Source organism: Calothrix sp. NIES-2098, assembly GCF_963875125.1.
In the GTDB taxonomy this organism is placed as follows: domain Bacteria; phylum Cyanobacteriota; class Cyanobacteriia; order Cyanobacteriales; family Nostocaceae; genus Aulosira.
Window position 1 is genome coordinate 2,206,157 of sequence record NZ_CAWNKJ010000001.1, and the last position, 17,443, is coordinate 2,223,599.

Genomic DNA, 17,443 nt, shown 5'->3' on the forward strand with positions numbered 1-17,443 from the left:
TTCAATGAACCACGAAGGCACGAAGAACACGAAGGAAGAAAATAGAAGAGAAATTAGGATTTTTTTACCGATAATTACTAACTGCAACATCCGCCAGAATTTGCAACCAAGTAGGAATTGCTAACTGTGATGATTCTCCAGCAGCTATATATCTCAGCAATGCTTCTTTTTTAGAAAGATTTTGCAAACTGGGAATAATTTGATCCAAAACACCTGCTAATTCTGCATTAACTTGTTGATTGACTTCGCTAACATATTGAACAAGGTGGAGACTGGCGCTAGCAGTAATTTCATCTCGTAGTCGCAGGACAAAAAGTTGATGATTACTAGATTTTGAGGAACCATTGCGTTCTGGTGCCCAATCAAAGATTTGACCTATATTGTGTTTCTCATCCTGACGTGCTAAGGGAAAAATAATTTCTGGTGAAATCGCTTTTTCTTTACTATGAATTTCTGAAATAATTGCTTCTTGCCATTGATTAGGATCGCAACCTAAAAGTAGTTTATAAAAAAGTTCGGCTTCTTCAATACCAAATTTAGATTCGATATCTGATTCTATTTCTGGATTGAGAGTTGTTAGCAAATATTCGCGTTCTTTGGCGACAATATTTGATAGTTTGTTAAGTAAATCTACAATCGCTTGACGAATGCGATCGCGGGCAAATTCTTCTACTTCTTGAACGGTCTTAGCGAAAGTGGGATAAAAATCATCGCTTTTGGTAGGAATAGCCGTATTGACTCTGTTACCTCGATCGAATAATTTCCCGGCTGCACCTTTAGATTCGGTAATGGCAATTGTGCCATTATTGGCTTTGTTGAACAGTAAAGTCCACTGATTCCAATTGAGAATTCTATATGTTAACTCGTCTTTGACCACATCGCTGACACCAATTCCTCTTCTATCTTTGAGTGGTTCTTTACCTAAATCTTTTTGAAAATTTCTGTATGTTTTATCCAAGTTTTCAATCGCAGTACGCAAATCTAGCAAAGCTGGACTATCTGCTTTTGGTATACCTTGTTCGTGAATTTCTTCGATGATATTTTTCAGGTTATCCTGTTCTTGGCGTACAGCATCAGCAGCCCTTTTCGTATCTTCATAAAGTTGTTTCAACCCATGACTAGCTACGTGTTTTTGAATTAATTCTCGTAGCTTGCTAATCCCACCATCCTGAGCGAAATAACCTAGTTGTCTACCAAGATAATTACGCGCATCTGATGCTAATAAGCGATCGCTTAATCGCCCCCATTTCTCTTGTAAACGTCGGGAACGATCTAAATAGTCAGGATAATCTAGGTTAGCTAAAAATTCAGGCGAACCAGCTTTTACTGTAGTTGAACGTTTTGCTAAATCAGCTAGCCCTAACAGTGGTGATAGTAAAACAATGCGGTCTTTTTGGGTGGTAAATGCACTAGCACCATCAATAGTAGTTTGCAGAACTTTGAGTTTTTGGAAGACGGTGCTTTCTTGTAAAGGATTATCTAGGTTATCGTTAACTAGTTGATCGAGTTCTCGTTCTCCACCTTCGTTTTCTAAAGGTAGTTGATCGAAGCGACCTACACCTACAAGAATTAAATCTTTAAGGTCTTGTCCTGGTCGCTGCTGCTGCATCATAGTAAAGATTCTATTGGCGCGATCGCTTCCTGGTGACTTACCATTTAACAGCACTAAAATTGTCTGAACTTCGGCTAATTCTCGCAGTGATAAAAATGTATCTCTTGCGCCGGAATTCGCCGCACCCAATCCTGGAAAGTCGAGTAAAATAAATTCCGCAGCACCATTAACATCCCAAATTTCTCGTGAGATTTTTACTTCTATATCTACACGGTTAATTAGTGGGAAACTATTTTGCAATAACTTTGATGGTAATTTTTGTGGGGGACTTGGTAATTTAATATGTGCTGGCGGTAAATCATCAAAGCTAATAGTTTGAATCGCCATCGGCTGCTCGGCTAGCTGCAATCCTTCATTGGCAGTGGTAGCATCAATTTGGTAGCGCCCACCACACATTGCTTCACCATAGGATTGATAAGCGCGAACAAATATAACTAATTCTCGCAATAAATAACGTAACTCTAAATTATTGCTACTTTTCCATGTTTCTTCACACCAGTTAAGAATATCTTTTGGTTCTTTCAGCTTTGTTAGCAATCCAGGTGGGAGTCCGGCGGCGATGGTTCGGCGGTTAGCCTCCCCAACCATGAAGCGCAGACAATCACTTACGCCTTCATGAGAAAGATACTCGACTGTAAAGTTGCCCAACTGCGTAGTAGCAAAGCCATCCTGAGGTATGATGTGGATGGCTGTAACGTTTCCCGTCGTAGGGTTTTCACTAACTGGTAAAGCATCGGCGTATCCAATTAAGCTACCTAACAGCAAAGTCTTCCCGCTACTAAATTCACCCATCACCCCGATTTTCACTGGTGAAGTAGCAAGTTCTACAGTTTTTTCCGCAGCTTCCCGCAGGCGAAACAGACTCTCATCAAGACTAGCTGGTACCCAATCTTCTTGCTTGGAGGGATATTCAGGTACAGAGTCTAATTTCTGGAGGATGAATTCGCCATATTCTTTAAAACGCTCCAGTTGTTCTGTTTCCATAGAGTATTTTTTGCTCTAAGATAAATTGCTGTGAGTTTTATAACATAAAAAATGCGCTTATCGCTTTGCAACAATTCAAAACTTGTCTTGTTAAGTTTTGTCAATGGCGGGAACTTCAGCAATTTTTCGCAAAATTAACAATTCAAGAAAATTAACTATTTTTTAATAAAAAAACTTTGGATAAATAAATTTGAAAATTGTGCTTTTTGCTAGTTATTTTTTGTTTGATATATCAGATAATCAATCTCACTGCATTCCTAAAAATCAAGTGCATCTATGACATCTGCCTAAATATTGGCATCAGAGGTAGAAGAATAGATAGGGGTGCTGCATAGAGATAAATTTGGCAATCATGATTGGTTAGATTCGCGATCGCTCTTAGCGGAGGAGAGTGCGATCGCGAATTATCTCTTTTTGTCATTTGTCATTTGTCAACAGTTATTAGTGGTTTTTTCCTCATCCCCCTTATCTTCCTTGTCCTCCTTGTCTCCCGTGTCCCGGCGTCCCTAAGTCTTTGCGTCTGTGCCCATGAGGGGAGCAAACCCTCTCGTCACCAGTAAATTTCCGTGTCAGAATCAAGTTCTAAATATTTTTACTGAGTCGAAGATTCCCCAAAACCGCCCGCTGCCATATATTTCCAGTGGATAATGGCTGCATTACCAGGTTAATCTTTATGGATCTTTGACCGTTTCTTTACGTAAACTTAACCTAAGTTTATTGAAATTTTAACCAGAAAGCTGTTAACTGAATAGTAATTCACTTTTTGCTGCAACATTTGAACCCCCCAATTAACCTAAAATTAATAGGCATTGGGGGGATTCTTTTTTAGTGATAGCTGAGAATGTAAGTTAAGTAACAAACTCAGCTAATACGTAAATTAGAAATTTTTTTGCGAACAGAAGTAATAGCTCCGAGATTTTTACTCAGTATTACATCAAAAATTTATCTTTTTATTTACCTAAAAAATAATGTTTAAATTAGACATAATTTTGTCATAGTTTTGCAATAGTTCTGTCAATAAGATATGTGATGCTTGATTCAACTCTGGATGGGTAAATAGTATCAAACTATAACAAACACCAGTGTTTACTTGTTAAAAATTATCAGGCAATCGCCCTGATAAGATTACTGACTTTGCAAATTGCAATTTCTGTGTGGTGGAAAAAAATATGAATTGGAAATTACTAGCTGTAATCCCGATGCTGACTCTAGCTACTGCTGTGCCAGCTTACTCCCAGACAAATACAAAAGCTCCAAATACTACTAATCCTACTCAAGTTACACAACCTACTCAACCAAGCAACACTACTAAAAAGCCTAGTGCTACGAAAAAGCCAACTACTAAGGCAAACCAAACTATTGCCCTCAGATTAGGTAGCCAAGGCGCATCAGTTAAAGTTGCTCAAGACTTTTTGAAGAAGCAGGGATTTTACACCGGAAATGTGAATGGTGTATTTGATAAACAGACACGTTCAGCTGTTATCAAATTCCAGAAATCTAAAGGCTTAAAAGCGGATGGAATTATTGGACACCGGACTCTGGCTGCTATGAAGTAAAATAGCTAACTCAAGTGACACATCATCTAAGAGACTGGTGGGCAAAACTATCAGTCTCTTTATTTTTATTGTGTTTTTAAGCATCATAAACTGAGTTTTTTGCCTAATCCCAGACTTGACGGTAAACTCTAAAACACGCCAGAATTAGTACAAAAGTTCCAGTGTATTTCAAGCTGGAGGTCTTCAAAATGACTACTGTATTAAGTTGTCGTAATTATATCGACGGTCAATGGTTAAGTGCTTTAGGGGGAGCTACCTTAGAAAGTCGTAACCCTGCTGATAAACATGAAGTTGTTGCTACTTTCCCCCGTTCCGTAGCAGATGATGTGAATACAGCAGTAGCCGCAGCCCGTCAAGCTTACAAAAGTTGGCGACAAGTTCCCGCCCCAGCCAGAGCAGAATATATTTTTCGGGTTGGGGAAATATTACTTCAACATAAAGAAGAACTCGCTCAGTTAATTAGTCGGGAGATGGGTAAGCCGCTAACTGAAGCGAGAGGAGATGTGCAAGAAGGAATTGACTGTGCCTTTTACAGTGCTGGCGAAGGGCGGCGGTTATTTGGGCAAACTACACCCTCAGAAATGCCCAATAAATTTGCAATGACACTAAGAATACCTATAGGGGTGTGCGCTTTGATTACTCCTTGGAATTTCCCTGTGGCGATTCCTTGCTGGAAAGCGATGCCAGCATTGGTATGTGGTAATACTGTAATTCTCAAGCCTGCGGAAGATACCCCAGCTTGTGCAACCAAACTAATTGAAATTTTTGCCGCAGCTGGTTTACCACCTGGAGTAATTAACTTAGTACATGGTGTCGGTGAAGAAGCAGGGAAAGCTTTAGTCGAGCATCCGGATGTTGATTTAGTGTCTTTTACTGGTTCTTCGGAGACAGGTGCATTTGTAGGCGCGACTTGCGGACGCACTCACAAGCGCGTGTGTTTGGAAATGGGTGGTAAAAATGCCCAGGTAGTCATGGAAGATGCAGATTTAGAACTTGCGCTAGATGGTGCTGTTTGGGGAGCCTTTGGTACAACCGGGCAAAGATGTACCGCTACGAGTCGCTTAATTTTGCATCGCGATATTAAAGAAAAATTTACTGCCATGCTTTACGAGCGTACCAGCAAGTTACGCTTAGGGGCTGGCACCGATCCCAATACAGAAATCGGGCCGTTAATTAACGAATCACAACGTCAACGGGTAAATAATTATATGGAAATTGCCCGTGAGGAAGGAGCAAAAATTTTAATTGGTGGGGAAATTGCCAGCGAAGAGCGATTAAAAAATGGTTACTTCTTTCAACCAACTATTTTGGATGAGGTAACTCCTGAAATGCGTGTGGCGCGTGAGGAGATATTCGGGCCAGTAGTAGCATTAATTGAGGTTAATTCTTTTGAGGAAGCGATCGCTATTCTCAACAACACCAATTACGGTCTTTCTTCCTCAGTTTACACCCGCGATATCAACCGAGCTTTTACTGCCATGCGCGATATTGAGGCAGGTATCACTTATATTAACGGCCCTACCATTGGTGCGGAAGTACACTTACCTTTTGGTGGTGTAAAGCATACAGGTAACGGTCACAGGGAAGCTGGAACTACAGCCTTAGATGTTTTCACTGAATGGAAGAGTGTTTATGTTGACTTTTCTGGCACTTTACAACGCGCTCAGATAGATAATCGGGAGTGAACTAACTATTGACAAAGCGTTTACAGAAGCGATCAGCGCATTCATAAATTTTGCCTTAATGTTTCTTTGTTTTGCATAAGCATTAGTTGAATTCGTCTAATAAATAGTTAGCGGTTCTAGAGTTTAGTCTGTGTAATCCTCCGATTGTTTAAACATTTGAAGATCCCAATACTCTCTGTTAAGTTGTCTCAAATTTAATTGTTTTACTCCTGTCAGAATACTAAAATACTGATGTTTGAAGGTTGGTCTATGGCTCATTCTAGCCAACCCCGATTGTTTTACCTTGATTTAACAAAACAAGTTTAGAGTTAACATTTTTGATGCTATAGCTTAACACCCTATTTTAACGATGAGGGATTAGTTAATAGTTTCAAAAAGGTTTGATGGTAGATTTTTTGTTTGTAATATCATCTAACAAATAAGTAAATTATGAAAGATCTGACACTAGATCAAGCTATTCAATCTGCAATTGAGCTTAATGCAAGCGTTAGCAAGGAAGGACTGAAGGTTGCTTTCCCAGAGTTAAGAAAAGCCATTGAAGAATTTGAGGATGATGGTTATCCCATTGAGACAATTATTCCTCAAGAAGAAGAAGTTGGTTTAGGATTTTCATTAAAGAGTACAGATGTGGAAAGATTTTGGGAAATCTACTCGGATTTGATTCGCAAAAGCCTTTGTGGTTCCAATGGAGATCTTCATAAGCTTGTTCAATCAGGAATTTCAACATCTGTAGGAGCAGTCTTAGCGACGTTGGTTACTGGATTAGGTATTCCTGCCGCAGCTTTGGGAATCATGGTTCCAATCGCAGTCATCATTGTGAACATAGGTGTAGATGCCTTTTGTATCATGACTGAGCAGGAAAACTAGGGTTCATTAGTTTTCATAATTTAGATGTTTATGAACCGAGGTGATAAACGATGTCTCTACAAAATATGCTTGCGAGGTTTGATACAGTTAAGTTTAATCCAAGGACTCTTCAAATCAACTTCCCTGAAGATCTCATGAACGGATTATCTATTAACGCTCGATATTTTTTTGAAATCGCTTATGGAAAAAGAAATTTGACAGTATTAGATTGGACAAGTGGAGAGTGGAGGGATGATCAGCCTTCTTTAGACTGTTTTTTCCAGAGTGATGAGGATACTCGTACAGAAATACTTACTGTGTTGACTCTCTTTATCCATGAATATACCCATAAAATAGATTTTTTGATATCACCTTTCGGGCTTCATTTCTATGTAAATAATCTTCGTGAGTATTGGATATTGCAAGAATTCTTTCCTCAAGCTTTAGATAATTCAAGCACAGTTGACAAAATTCAGTTTCTGGCAAAATTTCATGAAAATTCAATTCGCAAAGGCAGCATAGACGAAGATTTAAATAAAATTTGGGAGAGTCTTAAACCCATTATTCATACCTTCTATGCTTGGGGTGATGTCAGTAGTATTAGACCACTAGCAAAGTTTATTGCTGAAGGATGGAGCGATTCAATTAAAGGAATAGAAGATCCTTTTGGCTTGGGTATTCCAATGGAACCCGTCACAGTTCTTGATTTTTTCCATACTTTCCGCATTTCAGGAACAGATAAATTTTCGTATTTGCGCCCTTTAACTATTTTTGAAACAAAAGCAGTAGTCAACTCCTTGTTATTCATTTTGTATCTGCTTGGTGAAAAGGGCAATGAAGAATGTCTTCACTATTATGAAAAAACCTACCTCAATCGAAAACCTCCATTGACCTATGATTATCTTTTCTTGCTAGATTTAGGGGCTAGAGTATATCGAGTAAAAGACTTTCATAGTCTTCTAAAGTTGCGAAATTTCCAAATGTTACGCTCAACTCTTCTGATTTTGTCAACAGCTTGTTGGTATGCATTACAAGCTCCACCTTTCCTAGGAGCTTCAGATCCGAGAAGTTCTAACCCTATACTAAGGTTATGGTTAAGTCTTATATTTTTGACAGCACTTGTTAGAGAAGAAATTAGTGTATCTTTTAACAGTACTGCTGAAGCCCTTCTGTATTTGGATGAATTACCTAAGAGCCAATCTTTTTATCAAAAGCCTATTAAGGAAATTATTCCAAACTGTTGTGAAGTGATTGATGCCATGATTAAAGCGAACCAAAAATATACTTGGCATCCGGATGTGAAAAGTTACTTTGACCACATATTCCAAATTATGTATCCACATTTTGCTAAACGAGATAAAAATTATATTTCATATATGGGGATGCCTGATACTGGCAATCCTCTTTTTGGTTGTAGAAGTAAGGAAGACTGGGAAGTGACGTATGACGATTACAAAATTCCTCAAACTGTTCAAGACTGGTTTAGCATTCGTCAAGCTCTTTTCTTTATAGATATGAATAAGCCTAAAGAGGAATTTATTGAAAGTCTAGATAAGCATTTTTTAGCTTTTCTGCTTACATATCCCTGTGAATGTGGTGGTGGAATAACTCAAAGATGGGTTTCACGTTTTTCTGAAACGATTGATGTTAAATGTGCATTTTGTGGCAAAACAAAAACTATTAATCGTAATGACAGTACAATTATCAGGTTTTAGCTTTCTTCAAAGTCAGAAAGTTATCTGTCGAAGTTCCGCATTGGATACCCAGAGGTATTTTTGATAGCGATCGCAATTTATTGAGATCGGGTAAATTGTGGCGTAAAGCTATAATTTGAGGCAGCAACTTTAAGCTAGAAACATGACTACAGTCGCCATTTTACCAACAAGAGACGCTAGCGGTGAGAAATCCTATCGTGCGATCTCAGGAGATAAACACTCTATTGGGAAAACCGCGGGGCAAGCTTTAGATGCGTTAACTGCCCAGTTAGGTGAAATTGAGTTTAGTGCGATACTAGTTATTCAAAGCTTTCGCCCTGACGTCTAGATGTTTATTGACCCAGTTCTTTAATATTGTTCATCGCTTGCTGGTACAAGTCTTTATTATCTTGGCTTTGAAAGATATCGGCGGCTTTCTGTAAGTCTTTGAGTGCGCCTGGTTTATCTCCTTGGGCTGCACGTGCATTACCTCGATTATTATAGGCAGGGCCAAAGTTAGGATTGATGCGAATGGCTTGATTGTAATCTGAGATTGCGCCTTGATTATCTCCTTTGGCGGCGCGGAGATTACCGCGGTTATTGTAGGCGATCGCATATCTAGTATCAAGGCGGATCGCTTGATTAAAATCTTCTAGCGCCCGATCGCGATCTCCGCCAGCAGCCAGAGCATTCCCTCGGTTATTGTAGGCTTCGGCATAATTAGGAGCAAGGCGAATCGCTTCGTTATAATCTTCTAGCGCTCCTTTATTATCGCCTTGGGAGGCACGGGCGTTAGCACGGCTATTATAAGCTTCTGCATCGTTGGGATTGAGCTTCAGTGCTTCATTATAATCTGCGATCGCTGCTTGTTTGTTGCCAGCATCAAAGTAAGCTAGCCCCCGCGCTTTATACGCTGCACCATATTTGGGATTGAGGCTAATGGCTTTATCATAAAATGCGATCGCTGCTTGGGAATTACCTTTGGCGTGCTGACTTTGTCCTTGTAAATAGAAGTCTACAGCCTTGGATGTTCCAGCTCGGCGACGGCTAGGAGGACTGACACCAATTTCTGTTACTAATACATCGCTTTTTTTACTACATGAAAGGCTGGTAATTGCACTCAATATAGTTAATAAAGCTATAATTAATGCTCTGCCTATTTTTTTCCAATCTTGCTCAAATAATTGCAATTTCATAATACCTAGATAAAATTATTTTCTTCTAGTAATTATTGGATGCTAACTTTCTACGGCAATCCTAGCTGATTTATGATAATTTCTTAAAAAACCGTCAAGGAGGAGAAGATAGAAAAATTTCCATGAATCATTTAGGAGTGCGTTATTATCTAGGTTAAATTCACGATTGCCTGTTAGATAAGATGTGAAGTGCGTAGATATCACTAAGTTTTTTTGTAATCAATCAACCTCAGCAATACTTTATGAGACGAAGAGTAGCTTGTTGCAGGCTAGAGTGAAGTATAAAAACTTTTATCAATCCTGATTTCTCTGTTGAGTTTTTCTCTTTCATCAGGTGATATTCTAGGCAGCAAGGCTCTATTTTTGCCGCCTTTAATTATACTTTTTTCAAGTCTATCAAATTAATATTTAAATTTTTTTAACAAAATCTTCATCAAGATTAAGTTTTTTGCTGACGCTTCCTAGCTACTTAATTCTACGTGTATCTATGTGAGTTATTTATTTCAGGTTAAATGTCACTTTCTTGGTTTTTAGGAGTCAACCGCCAAGCAGTAGTCTCATCAATATCTACAGATAGTTGTTCTAGATTTTCACCTAAATCTTTTTGTAATTTCTGAGTCAGTGTGATGGGGAAATCTAAATTAATACCTTGAGTTTCTACTAACCTTACTAGTTCGGCGAATGCTACTTTCACCGTTTTACGCTCGTAACTAGTCAGCTTGCAGTAAGATGTTTCTGAGACATTCTGCGCTTGCATGGCTTTTTTAATTCGCTCTTGCAGATGCTCTAATTCTGAATTTAATAGTTGAGATTGCTGCTCAACTTGAGTATATCTTTCACCAAGTAATACTAAATCTTCTGTTGTCGGGTCGGGGCTAGTTTTGGATTGCAACTCTAACAATTTTAAATGCACTTGCGCCAGATATATACAGTCTAGATAGGCATAATCAATTTGTTCTTCTGTGAGAGGTCGCTTTCCCCAATCACTATTTTGTTCTTGTTTATCGATATTATGAAAGTTGCAAAGTGCTATGGCTAAAGTCTTGAGTTGATAGTTAGGTAAAGGCAGTAGATAGTAAGGAATACTTTTAGCAAGTTCTAAAGTACAAGTAATATTTTTAGCTCGCTTGTTACCAAGAAGTTTTAAATCGTAACTAGCATTATGAAATACCTTCTCAATATCAGGATTGAGCATAATTTTTTCAATAAATTCCGCTATGGTATCAGGCCGATCTAACACATCTAAAAGGTGAACGCGATCGCCACTCATATCATAGGGGTCATCTAATACTTGAATCAGCGATAATCTCGGATTGCGACTTTTATAATCAGCTACTTCGGTATCTATCCACAAAGTTTGAGCTTGTGTATATTTAGCAATAATTGCATTAATTTCACTAGCATTAGTCAAGTATGGCATGAGTTAATCTTTCTAGCAGCAAAATAAAGTCATAGGTAAACCCAGATGGTATCAGCAGTTCAAATTCTCTTGCATTGCTAACCTATAGCTTGAGCCTATGTCCGCGATCCTGAAACCTTAGACTTTTATTATTGTGAGCGATCGCATAGCATTCTTGCAGGTATCAATAAACAAACAAAGCCTGCGAAGACAGGCTATAAAAAGTATTTCACTAATTGTCGAGGTCGATATGAGGAGAGTGGGGAATGAGTGGAGGAAAAAAGTAATTTCCTCCATTTCCCCTTCCCTCATCATCTATTAAATATGAATTCCGCACTCAGTTTTACCAGTTCCCCGCCAGCGTCCAGCGCGTTCGTCTTCACCTTCGCCAACTTTGGTTGTGATGGGTTCATCGCCAATGCTGGGATAGCCTTGGTCGTGTAAGGGGTTGTAAATTACTCCGTGTTCAGCTACGTAATCCCAGCTATCTTTGCGTGTCCAGTTAGCTAAGGGATTCACTTTCAAGCGTCCTTGGCTATCCAATTCAAAGATAGGCATATTAGCACGGGTAACGGCTTGGTCGCGACGACGACCGGTAATCCAAGCGATGGTGTTGAGTTCGTCTAAACCCCGTTGCAAAGGTTCAATTTTGGTAACTTGGTGGAATTTGGTAATATCGCTGTCCCAAAGTGCTTCGCCGTATTTGGCGTTAAAGGCTTCGCGGCTGTCTACATCTGGAGTTTTGTAGGTTTGCAAATCTAGGGTATAGATTTCTTTAGCTTTCGCAACTAGTTCTAAAGTTTGAGGGAAATGGAATAAGGTATCGAGAAATATAACTGGGACTGGATGCTTCAGTTCAGTATAAAGAATATGGGTAATTATCATGTCATCCACGTTAAAGGCGCTGGTTTGCACCAGTCCCGTGGGGATATTTTCTATAGACCAGGCCAGTATCTCTTTAGGAGTAGCAGTTTCAAATTGTTGATTTAACTGTTCTAAATTAAAATCGCTTGTTGGGTTTTGAGAGACCGTGGAAACTGTCATGATAATTTTTTAGCTAAATAGTTCTTGAACTTCAACGAGATTTATTTTACCCCAAAGGGGCACACACAAAGTCACATAAATCGCTAGGAAATGAGGGATTAGTAAAAATTGTTTATTGTAGCTAATGATACTTAGTTGTCCCACAGCTTCCATTATCTGACAAGCGATCGCCGATTCTTTAAATCTACAATGTTCTGTGCGATCGCCGAAACCGCTATTGCTGAGACATGAGTACAGTTTTTTTTAGTCAACAATATAATATAGAAGTGTTTTTGATAATTTGATAGAACTCAGTGTAACTGCACCGCGCACGTGCAATGTATTCATGAGGGCAGTTTGACGGAGGTTCCCACTGTTGTAGCAACTGGCGTTAAACTGTCTGTCCTACCCCTGTATGGCTTTTAGCCGTTACCACCTGAAATCTTTTTGGGATTTCAGATGTTTAGTGGTAAGCTCTCTGCTCTAATAGTTGTAAGCCAAAATCTAAAATCTAAAATGCTACGAGCCGGAATTGTCGGACTTCCCAACGTCGGAAAATCTACTTTATTCAATGCTTTGGTTGCTAACGCCAAAGCCGAAGCTGCTAACTTCCCTTTTTGCACCATTGAACCAAATGTTGGCGTTGTCGCAGTACCGGATGAGCGTTTAAATGTTCTCTCGAATATTTCCAGTTCAGCACAAATTGTCCCAGCGCGTGTTGAGTTTGTAGATATTGCCGGTTTGGTTAAAGGTGCAAGCCAAGGTGAGGGACTAGGTAATCAATTTCTGTCCCACATCCGGGAAGTAGATGCAATTGTCCATGTCGTGCGTTGTTTTGAAAATGATGATATTATTCACGTCGCTGGTTCTGTTGACCCAGCACGAGATATTGAAATCATTAATTTAGAGCTTGGTTTAGCAGATTTAGCACAAATTGAGCGCCGTATCGATCGTACTCGCAAACAAGCACGTACTAGTAAAGAAGCACAATTTGAAGTCACAGTTCTAGAAAAATTAGCTGCTGCTTTAAATGAAGGTAAATCTGTTAGACAAATTAGTTTAACTGAAGAAGAAGCAGAGATTATTAAAGGGCTAGGACTACTGACGAATAAACCAATTATTTACGCCGCTAATGTTTCTGAGGATGAATTAGCAACTGGTAATGAATTTGTCGACAGAGTGCGACAAATAGCATCAGAAGAAAATGCCCAAGTCGTCATAGTTTCTGCCCAAGTAGAAGCCGAACTTGTAGAATTACCCGAAGAAGATAAAGCTGATTTTCTCGCATCATTGGGTGTGGAAGAAGGCGGTTTAAAATCTTTGATTCGTGCTACTTACACACTGTTAGGCTTGCGCACATATTTCACCAGCGGCCCTAAAGAAACTCGTGCTTGGACAATTCATGCAGGGATGTCTGCACCGCAAGCAGCAGGAGTAATTCACTCTGATTTTGAGCGAGGATTTATTCGCGCCGAAACAGTTGCTTATGATGATTTAGTAGCATCTGGTTCAATAAATGCTGCGAAAGAAAAAGGATTAGTGAGAAGTGAAGGTAAGGAATATATTGTCAAAGAAGGCGATGTAATGTTATTCCGATTCAACGTTTAGATAATTCATAATTACAAGACGAATTATTTTAACCGCCGATGCACGCAGATAAACGCAGATAATTGATTTATCGGTGTTTATCTATATTCATCGGCGGTTTTTATTGTCCACCAATTATATATACAGAAGAACCAAAATTTTCATCATCAGTACCAACAATTACACCTCCTTCTGCACCAGGAATAAGTTCTAATGCTTCAATTTTGTGGTAATTAGTGCGGTAAAGCGGTACAAGTTGAGGATTTTGCTTGAATACTATTTTGTTACCACTATATCCGAGAGAGCCAGCAATATATATAGCTGACTGAAAAGGCCCTTCATCCCCAGGATCGCTGGCTGCGCTAATAAATACAACTCCTGCTGGGTCTACTTTTATATCAGAAATATGGCGAACATTACCAGATGGAAATGGAACTTTGAGATTGACAGAATTTGTGAGTATAATTTGAGATTTCGTCAAATCAAGCAATCCCCAATAAAGAGTTGCTGGTTGTTCTGCTTCGCCTCGATGTGCCCATAATGCTACTAACTTACCATCAATGTCTTGTAAGGAAAATGCCTCAAAATTACTTCCTTTAGGAATTATTGGTAAATCAAATTCTTTGACAAGTGAGATAGTTTTAGGCTCGGATTCTAATATAATATAATAAGCTTTTCCTGAACTGCTTAAAGCTAGAAAAGCAGTATTTTTCGTTTTAGGAATAGATGTTAAAGCCTCTAAATCGTTTGGTAATTCTGCCTTACTTGGCCAGTTAAAGGATAAATATTCAGGTTGATTTTTACCTTTAATACTAATAAGTGCTAAACGACCTTGATTAGATTTTTTGTTGTCATGAACAATCAGAAAATCTAGAGAATTGCTTTGTTGCTCAATCAGAGCCATACCACTGATACCAAAAGGGATACCACCCCGCACAGGCCGCCAATCTTGCGCCCAAACTCGCTGACAGAGAAATAACAGCGTTCCTAAGACTACTAAATTGATGATTAACTTCAGAAACCGAGGTAGATTAAGTACTGCTGACAGGCGCATAAATGAGCATCAGTAAGAGAGTGCATTAACGGATGACCAATCATATCAAATTCAGGCGATCGCGCCATATAATTAAGTAACTTTTAGTAATCTTCACTGTCAACAGCAACCGAAATTATACTTAATTATTTAAAGTTATTTGATAACTCGACACATTCTTTTTGCAATGTTATTTTTGAAACTGTATACCAGTAAACAATCACTTCAGGATGATGCATAATGCTGGGATGGATATTTGGTAGTTTCGTTAAAAAATTAGAGCGTTCAGGAAAGAAAATTTCACGGGATTTTGGTGAATCTATTCAGAAGGAAATAAACTACTTATTTGATCAAAAACTTAATCCCTTAGCTGACAGGATAGACTATGTATCTAAAAAACGGATAAAACAAGCTGAGGAATTAGAAGTTAAGGCTAAAGCTGATATTGAGTCCTTGTTAAATAATGCAGATCATAAAATTAAGGATAATCTCAAAGAAATTGATGATATACGTAAATCGGCTCTCCAAGATGTAAGAGAGACTGTTGGTGAAGTTGATGCTTATGTAGAAAATAGAATAAATCAAATTTCTTTGGCAGTAATGAGAGCATTGAACCAAACTAAAGAAATAAGTCAAATTATTGTTGAAGATATTAATACTTTAGAAGACAAATTATTTCAAGACATAAACTATATAGTAGATAAAATCAATGAAAATATTGATGAAAAGCTAGAATTAATTCGATATGAATTAAAAAAGAGTTTAGCTCATGCTCTACCGAATCCTTTCGATAAATGTAAACAAAAGTTAAAGATAGGGCTAAAGCCTGGGGCTATGCTATCTGACGTTGAGCTTTATGAATTAAATCAATGCTATGAAATAAGTAAATTAAATGAAAATAGTTCAATAGATGAAGTATTAAAAACTTATGGACAAATGCAACTAAATGCAGCAAGAATGGCTGCATTAGTCCAAAAGTCTCCAGAATTGAAAAGACGAGCTATTGAAGACTGGCTAAAGTATGGTTTACTGTGTGAGTTTTGGAGAAAGACCATGAGAGATTATGCTCATACAGACAATTCTTTATTAGAGTCTCAGCAATCACAAAAATTTTTGTCCGGTAAATAAGTTAACTATAGGTTGTTTATGAAGAAAACTGATTTAATATACGGAAAAACAGCTTTGGAATATTGTGAAATAGCTATAGAGGAATTAAGACATACACAGGAAGAACTACAAGCAGAAATACAGAACATTAGAACAATTCAGTCTGAATTTGCAAGTTTAAAATCTGAACTTCAAGCTACTAAACAAGAGCTAGCAGCAACGCAAGCAGAACTTAAAGCTACTAAAGAGGAATTGGAGAATACCAAAGTAGAGTTACATAAGACAAAACAAGAAATTGAAGATTCATTAATAAAAACCCAAAATCAAACTGACTCTGCTATTGCAAAAATAAAATCTGTCAAAGCTGGTATTGAAGATGGTTCAATTATTGCACAGAAGGCTTTAATGTTACGAGGTAAAGATGATAGGAATTGGATAAGATTCCGTGAACTTGATAGTGTTAATCATCATTGTTTACAAGTCTGGAGAATTGATGATACATGGCATGATGATATTCGTGTCAAAGCAGCATCATTATTACAAGCAAGAGACGATAAACATTGGATGAGATTTAAATATGTAAAGGATGGAAATGATACTTACCAAGTATGGCATGTTGGTAAATGGTATCATAGCGTGAGAGTTGGAGTAGCAAGAAAGACAGGGTAATTATTTAATAACAAAAATAGACAATAAATATTTCTATGAATAATATTGATGTCAGTGACTGGAAAACTCCATTGGGATACTACGAAAGAGCAATAGAAGAACTCAGGCGTACAAAAGAAGAATTGCAAGACGAGTTAGAAACTATCAAAGCTAGTAATGTACAAGCTTTAGAATCAAGTATTAAGTCTTTTCAAACAGAAATACATTCATTGAAATCTGAGCTTCAACTTACTAAAGAAAAGCTTGAATCTGCTGAAAGAACTGCAATAGAAGCAGAAAAAGCTGCTAATGATGCTCAGGCTAAAATCCAGAATTTTAAAAATAGTCTACCTGAATCAACTATAAATTTTCAAATTATTGAAGAGTTAGCCCAAATTAAAGGGCAAGTATCTCAACTTTTTGAGACAAATCAAAAGTCTCCTGAAAATGATTTACAAAAAGAGATTTTAGAATCTTTATCAAGCTTGCGATCGCAATTTTCTCAACTGGAAGCCGAATTAACTCTTATATCACCGAATTCTGGAATAAACTACACTAAGTTGCGGGATTTGTTAGCAGAGCATAAATGGCAAGAAGCAGATAGAGAAACTTGTATATATATGCTTAGAATCTCTGATCGAGAAGACGATAAATGGTTAGACGATGGAGAAATTAAGAAGTTATCGCGTCATGATTTGCGAATTATTAACAACCTTTGGTTAAAATATAGTGATGGCAAGTTTGGTTTTAGTGTTCAAAAGCAAATATGGCAAGATTCTGATGAAGATTATAAACTATTTGGCCATCGCGTCGGTTGGTTGGTAAACCTTGTCAATACTGAATGGCGCAAATACGAAGAGGCTATATTTAGCCTTGATGCACCTACAGGACATCTTCCTTATACGATTAGGGTACTTGGTTTAGGTTATCGTAATCCTGGGGAACTTCCACATAGACTAAAACGTTTCTTACCAAGATACTAATTTAATAACAATGTATTTTGTTACTAAATAACTATTTTTCAAACATTGAAAATTAAATAAAAAATTAGGTGGGCATTGCCCACCCCACTA

General features: G+C 38.0%; 15 protein-coding genes. 9 read left to right on the plus strand and 6 right to left on the minus strand.

The window, feature by feature from the left end; translation table 11 throughout:
• Positions 1-64 precede the first annotated feature (64 nt).
• Together AACU33_RS09275 and AACU33_RS09280 are read right to left on the minus strand one after the other, a co-directional pair.
• Complete coding sequence (locus tag AACU33_RS09275; protein WP_096588238.1) at positions 65-2,596, minus strand: proteasome protein; 2,532 nt, start codon at positions 2,594-2,596, stop codon at positions 65-67.
• A 274-nt stretch (positions 2,597-2,870) separates the two neighbouring features.
• Entirely contained in the window at positions 2,871-3,017 is a 147-nt protein-coding gene (locus tag AACU33_RS09280) for a hypothetical protein (RefSeq protein ID WP_339375873.1), read from the minus strand.
• Between the two features lie 748 nt (positions 3,018-3,765).
• Between AACU33_RS09280 and AACU33_RS09285 the strand changes: the two genes are divergently transcribed.
• The 5 genes from AACU33_RS09285 to AACU33_RS09305 all read left to right on the plus strand — a co-directional run bounded on the left by AACU33_RS09285 (position 3,766) and on the right by AACU33_RS09305 (position 8,726).
• Positions 3,766-4,152, plus strand: coding sequence for a peptidoglycan-binding domain-containing protein (locus AACU33_RS09285; protein WP_096588239.1), 387 nt, complete (start codon positions 3,766-3,768; stop codon positions 4,150-4,152).
• Between the two features lie 188 nt (positions 4,153-4,340).
• The gene (locus AACU33_RS09290) at positions 4,341-5,837 is read left to right on the plus strand and encodes an aldehyde dehydrogenase family protein (protein WP_096588240.1); all 1,497 of its coding nucleotides are present in this window, start codon (positions 4,341-4,343) and stop codon (positions 5,835-5,837) included.
• A gap of 429 nt (positions 5,838-6,266) precedes the next feature.
• Positions 6,267-6,704, plus strand: coding sequence for a hypothetical protein (locus tag AACU33_RS09295; RefSeq protein ID WP_096588241.1), 438 nt, complete (start codon positions 6,267-6,269; stop codon positions 6,702-6,704).
• Positions 6,705-6,754: 50 nt separating this feature from the next.
• Positions 6,755-8,398 (plus strand): hypothetical protein, encoded by a 1,644-nt coding sequence (locus AACU33_RS09300; protein WP_096588242.1) that lies wholly within the window; start codon positions 6,755-6,757, stop codon positions 8,396-8,398.
• A gap of 142 nt (positions 8,399-8,540) precedes the next feature.
• Entirely contained in the window at positions 8,541-8,726 is a 186-nt protein-coding gene (locus AACU33_RS09305; RefSeq protein ID WP_096588243.1) for a hypothetical protein, read from the plus strand.
• Between the two features lie 4 nt (positions 8,727-8,730).
• Here AACU33_RS09305 and AACU33_RS09310 read toward each other — a convergent pair whose 3' ends face one another.
• The 3 genes from AACU33_RS09310 to cysH all read right to left on the minus strand — a co-directional run bounded on the left by AACU33_RS09310 (position 8,731) and on the right by cysH (position 12,016).
• Positions 8,731-9,573 (minus strand): tetratricopeptide repeat protein, encoded by an 843-nt coding sequence (locus AACU33_RS09310; protein WP_096588244.1) that lies wholly within the window; start codon positions 9,571-9,573, stop codon positions 8,731-8,733.
• Positions 9,574-10,081: 508 nt separating this feature from the next.
• On the minus strand, positions 10,082-10,993 hold the full coding sequence (locus AACU33_RS09315; RefSeq protein WP_096588245.1) for a ribonuclease D: 912 nt from the start codon (positions 10,991-10,993) through the stop codon (positions 10,082-10,084).
• A 297-nt stretch (positions 10,994-11,290) separates the two neighbouring features.
• Positions 11,291-12,016: a phosphoadenosine phosphosulfate reductase gene (gene cysH / locus AACU33_RS09320; protein ID WP_096588246.1), complete on the minus strand. Its 726-nt coding sequence runs from the start codon at positions 12,014-12,016 to the stop codon at positions 11,291-11,293.
• A 495-nt stretch (positions 12,017-12,511) separates the two neighbouring features.
• On the opposite strand from cysH, the gene ychF reads away from it, so the two are divergent.
• Complete coding sequence (ychF, locus tag AACU33_RS09325; RefSeq protein ID WP_096595199.1) at positions 12,512-13,603, plus strand: redox-regulated ATPase YchF; 1,092 nt, start codon at positions 12,512-12,514, stop codon at positions 13,601-13,603.
• Positions 13,604-13,703: 100 nt separating this feature from the next.
• Here the strand turns inward: ychF and AACU33_RS09330 are convergent, their stop codons facing one another.
• The gene (locus AACU33_RS09330) at positions 13,704-14,636 is read right to left on the minus strand and encodes a hypothetical protein (protein ID WP_096588247.1); all 933 of its coding nucleotides are present in this window, start codon (positions 14,634-14,636) and stop codon (positions 13,704-13,706) included.
• A 219-nt stretch (positions 14,637-14,855) separates the two neighbouring features.
• Here AACU33_RS09330 and AACU33_RS09335 point away from each other — a divergent pair, with 219 nt between their 5' ends.
• From AACU33_RS09335 to AACU33_RS09345, 3 genes are read left to right on the plus strand one after another with little or no spacing between them, the layout of a single operon-like run.
• Entirely contained in the window at positions 14,856-15,743 is an 888-nt protein-coding gene (locus AACU33_RS09335) for a hypothetical protein (RefSeq protein ID WP_096588248.1), read from the plus strand.
• A gap of 18 nt (positions 15,744-15,761) precedes the next feature.
• Positions 15,762-16,391, plus strand: coding sequence for a hypothetical protein (locus tag AACU33_RS09340; protein ID WP_096588249.1), 630 nt, complete (start codon positions 15,762-15,764; stop codon positions 16,389-16,391).
• Positions 16,392-16,426: 35 nt separating this feature from the next.
• The gene (locus AACU33_RS09345) at positions 16,427-17,353 is read left to right on the plus strand and encodes a GUN4 domain-containing protein (protein WP_096588250.1); all 927 of its coding nucleotides are present in this window, start codon (positions 16,427-16,429) and stop codon (positions 17,351-17,353) included.
• The last annotated feature ends 90 nt before the right edge of the window (positions 17,354-17,443 follow it).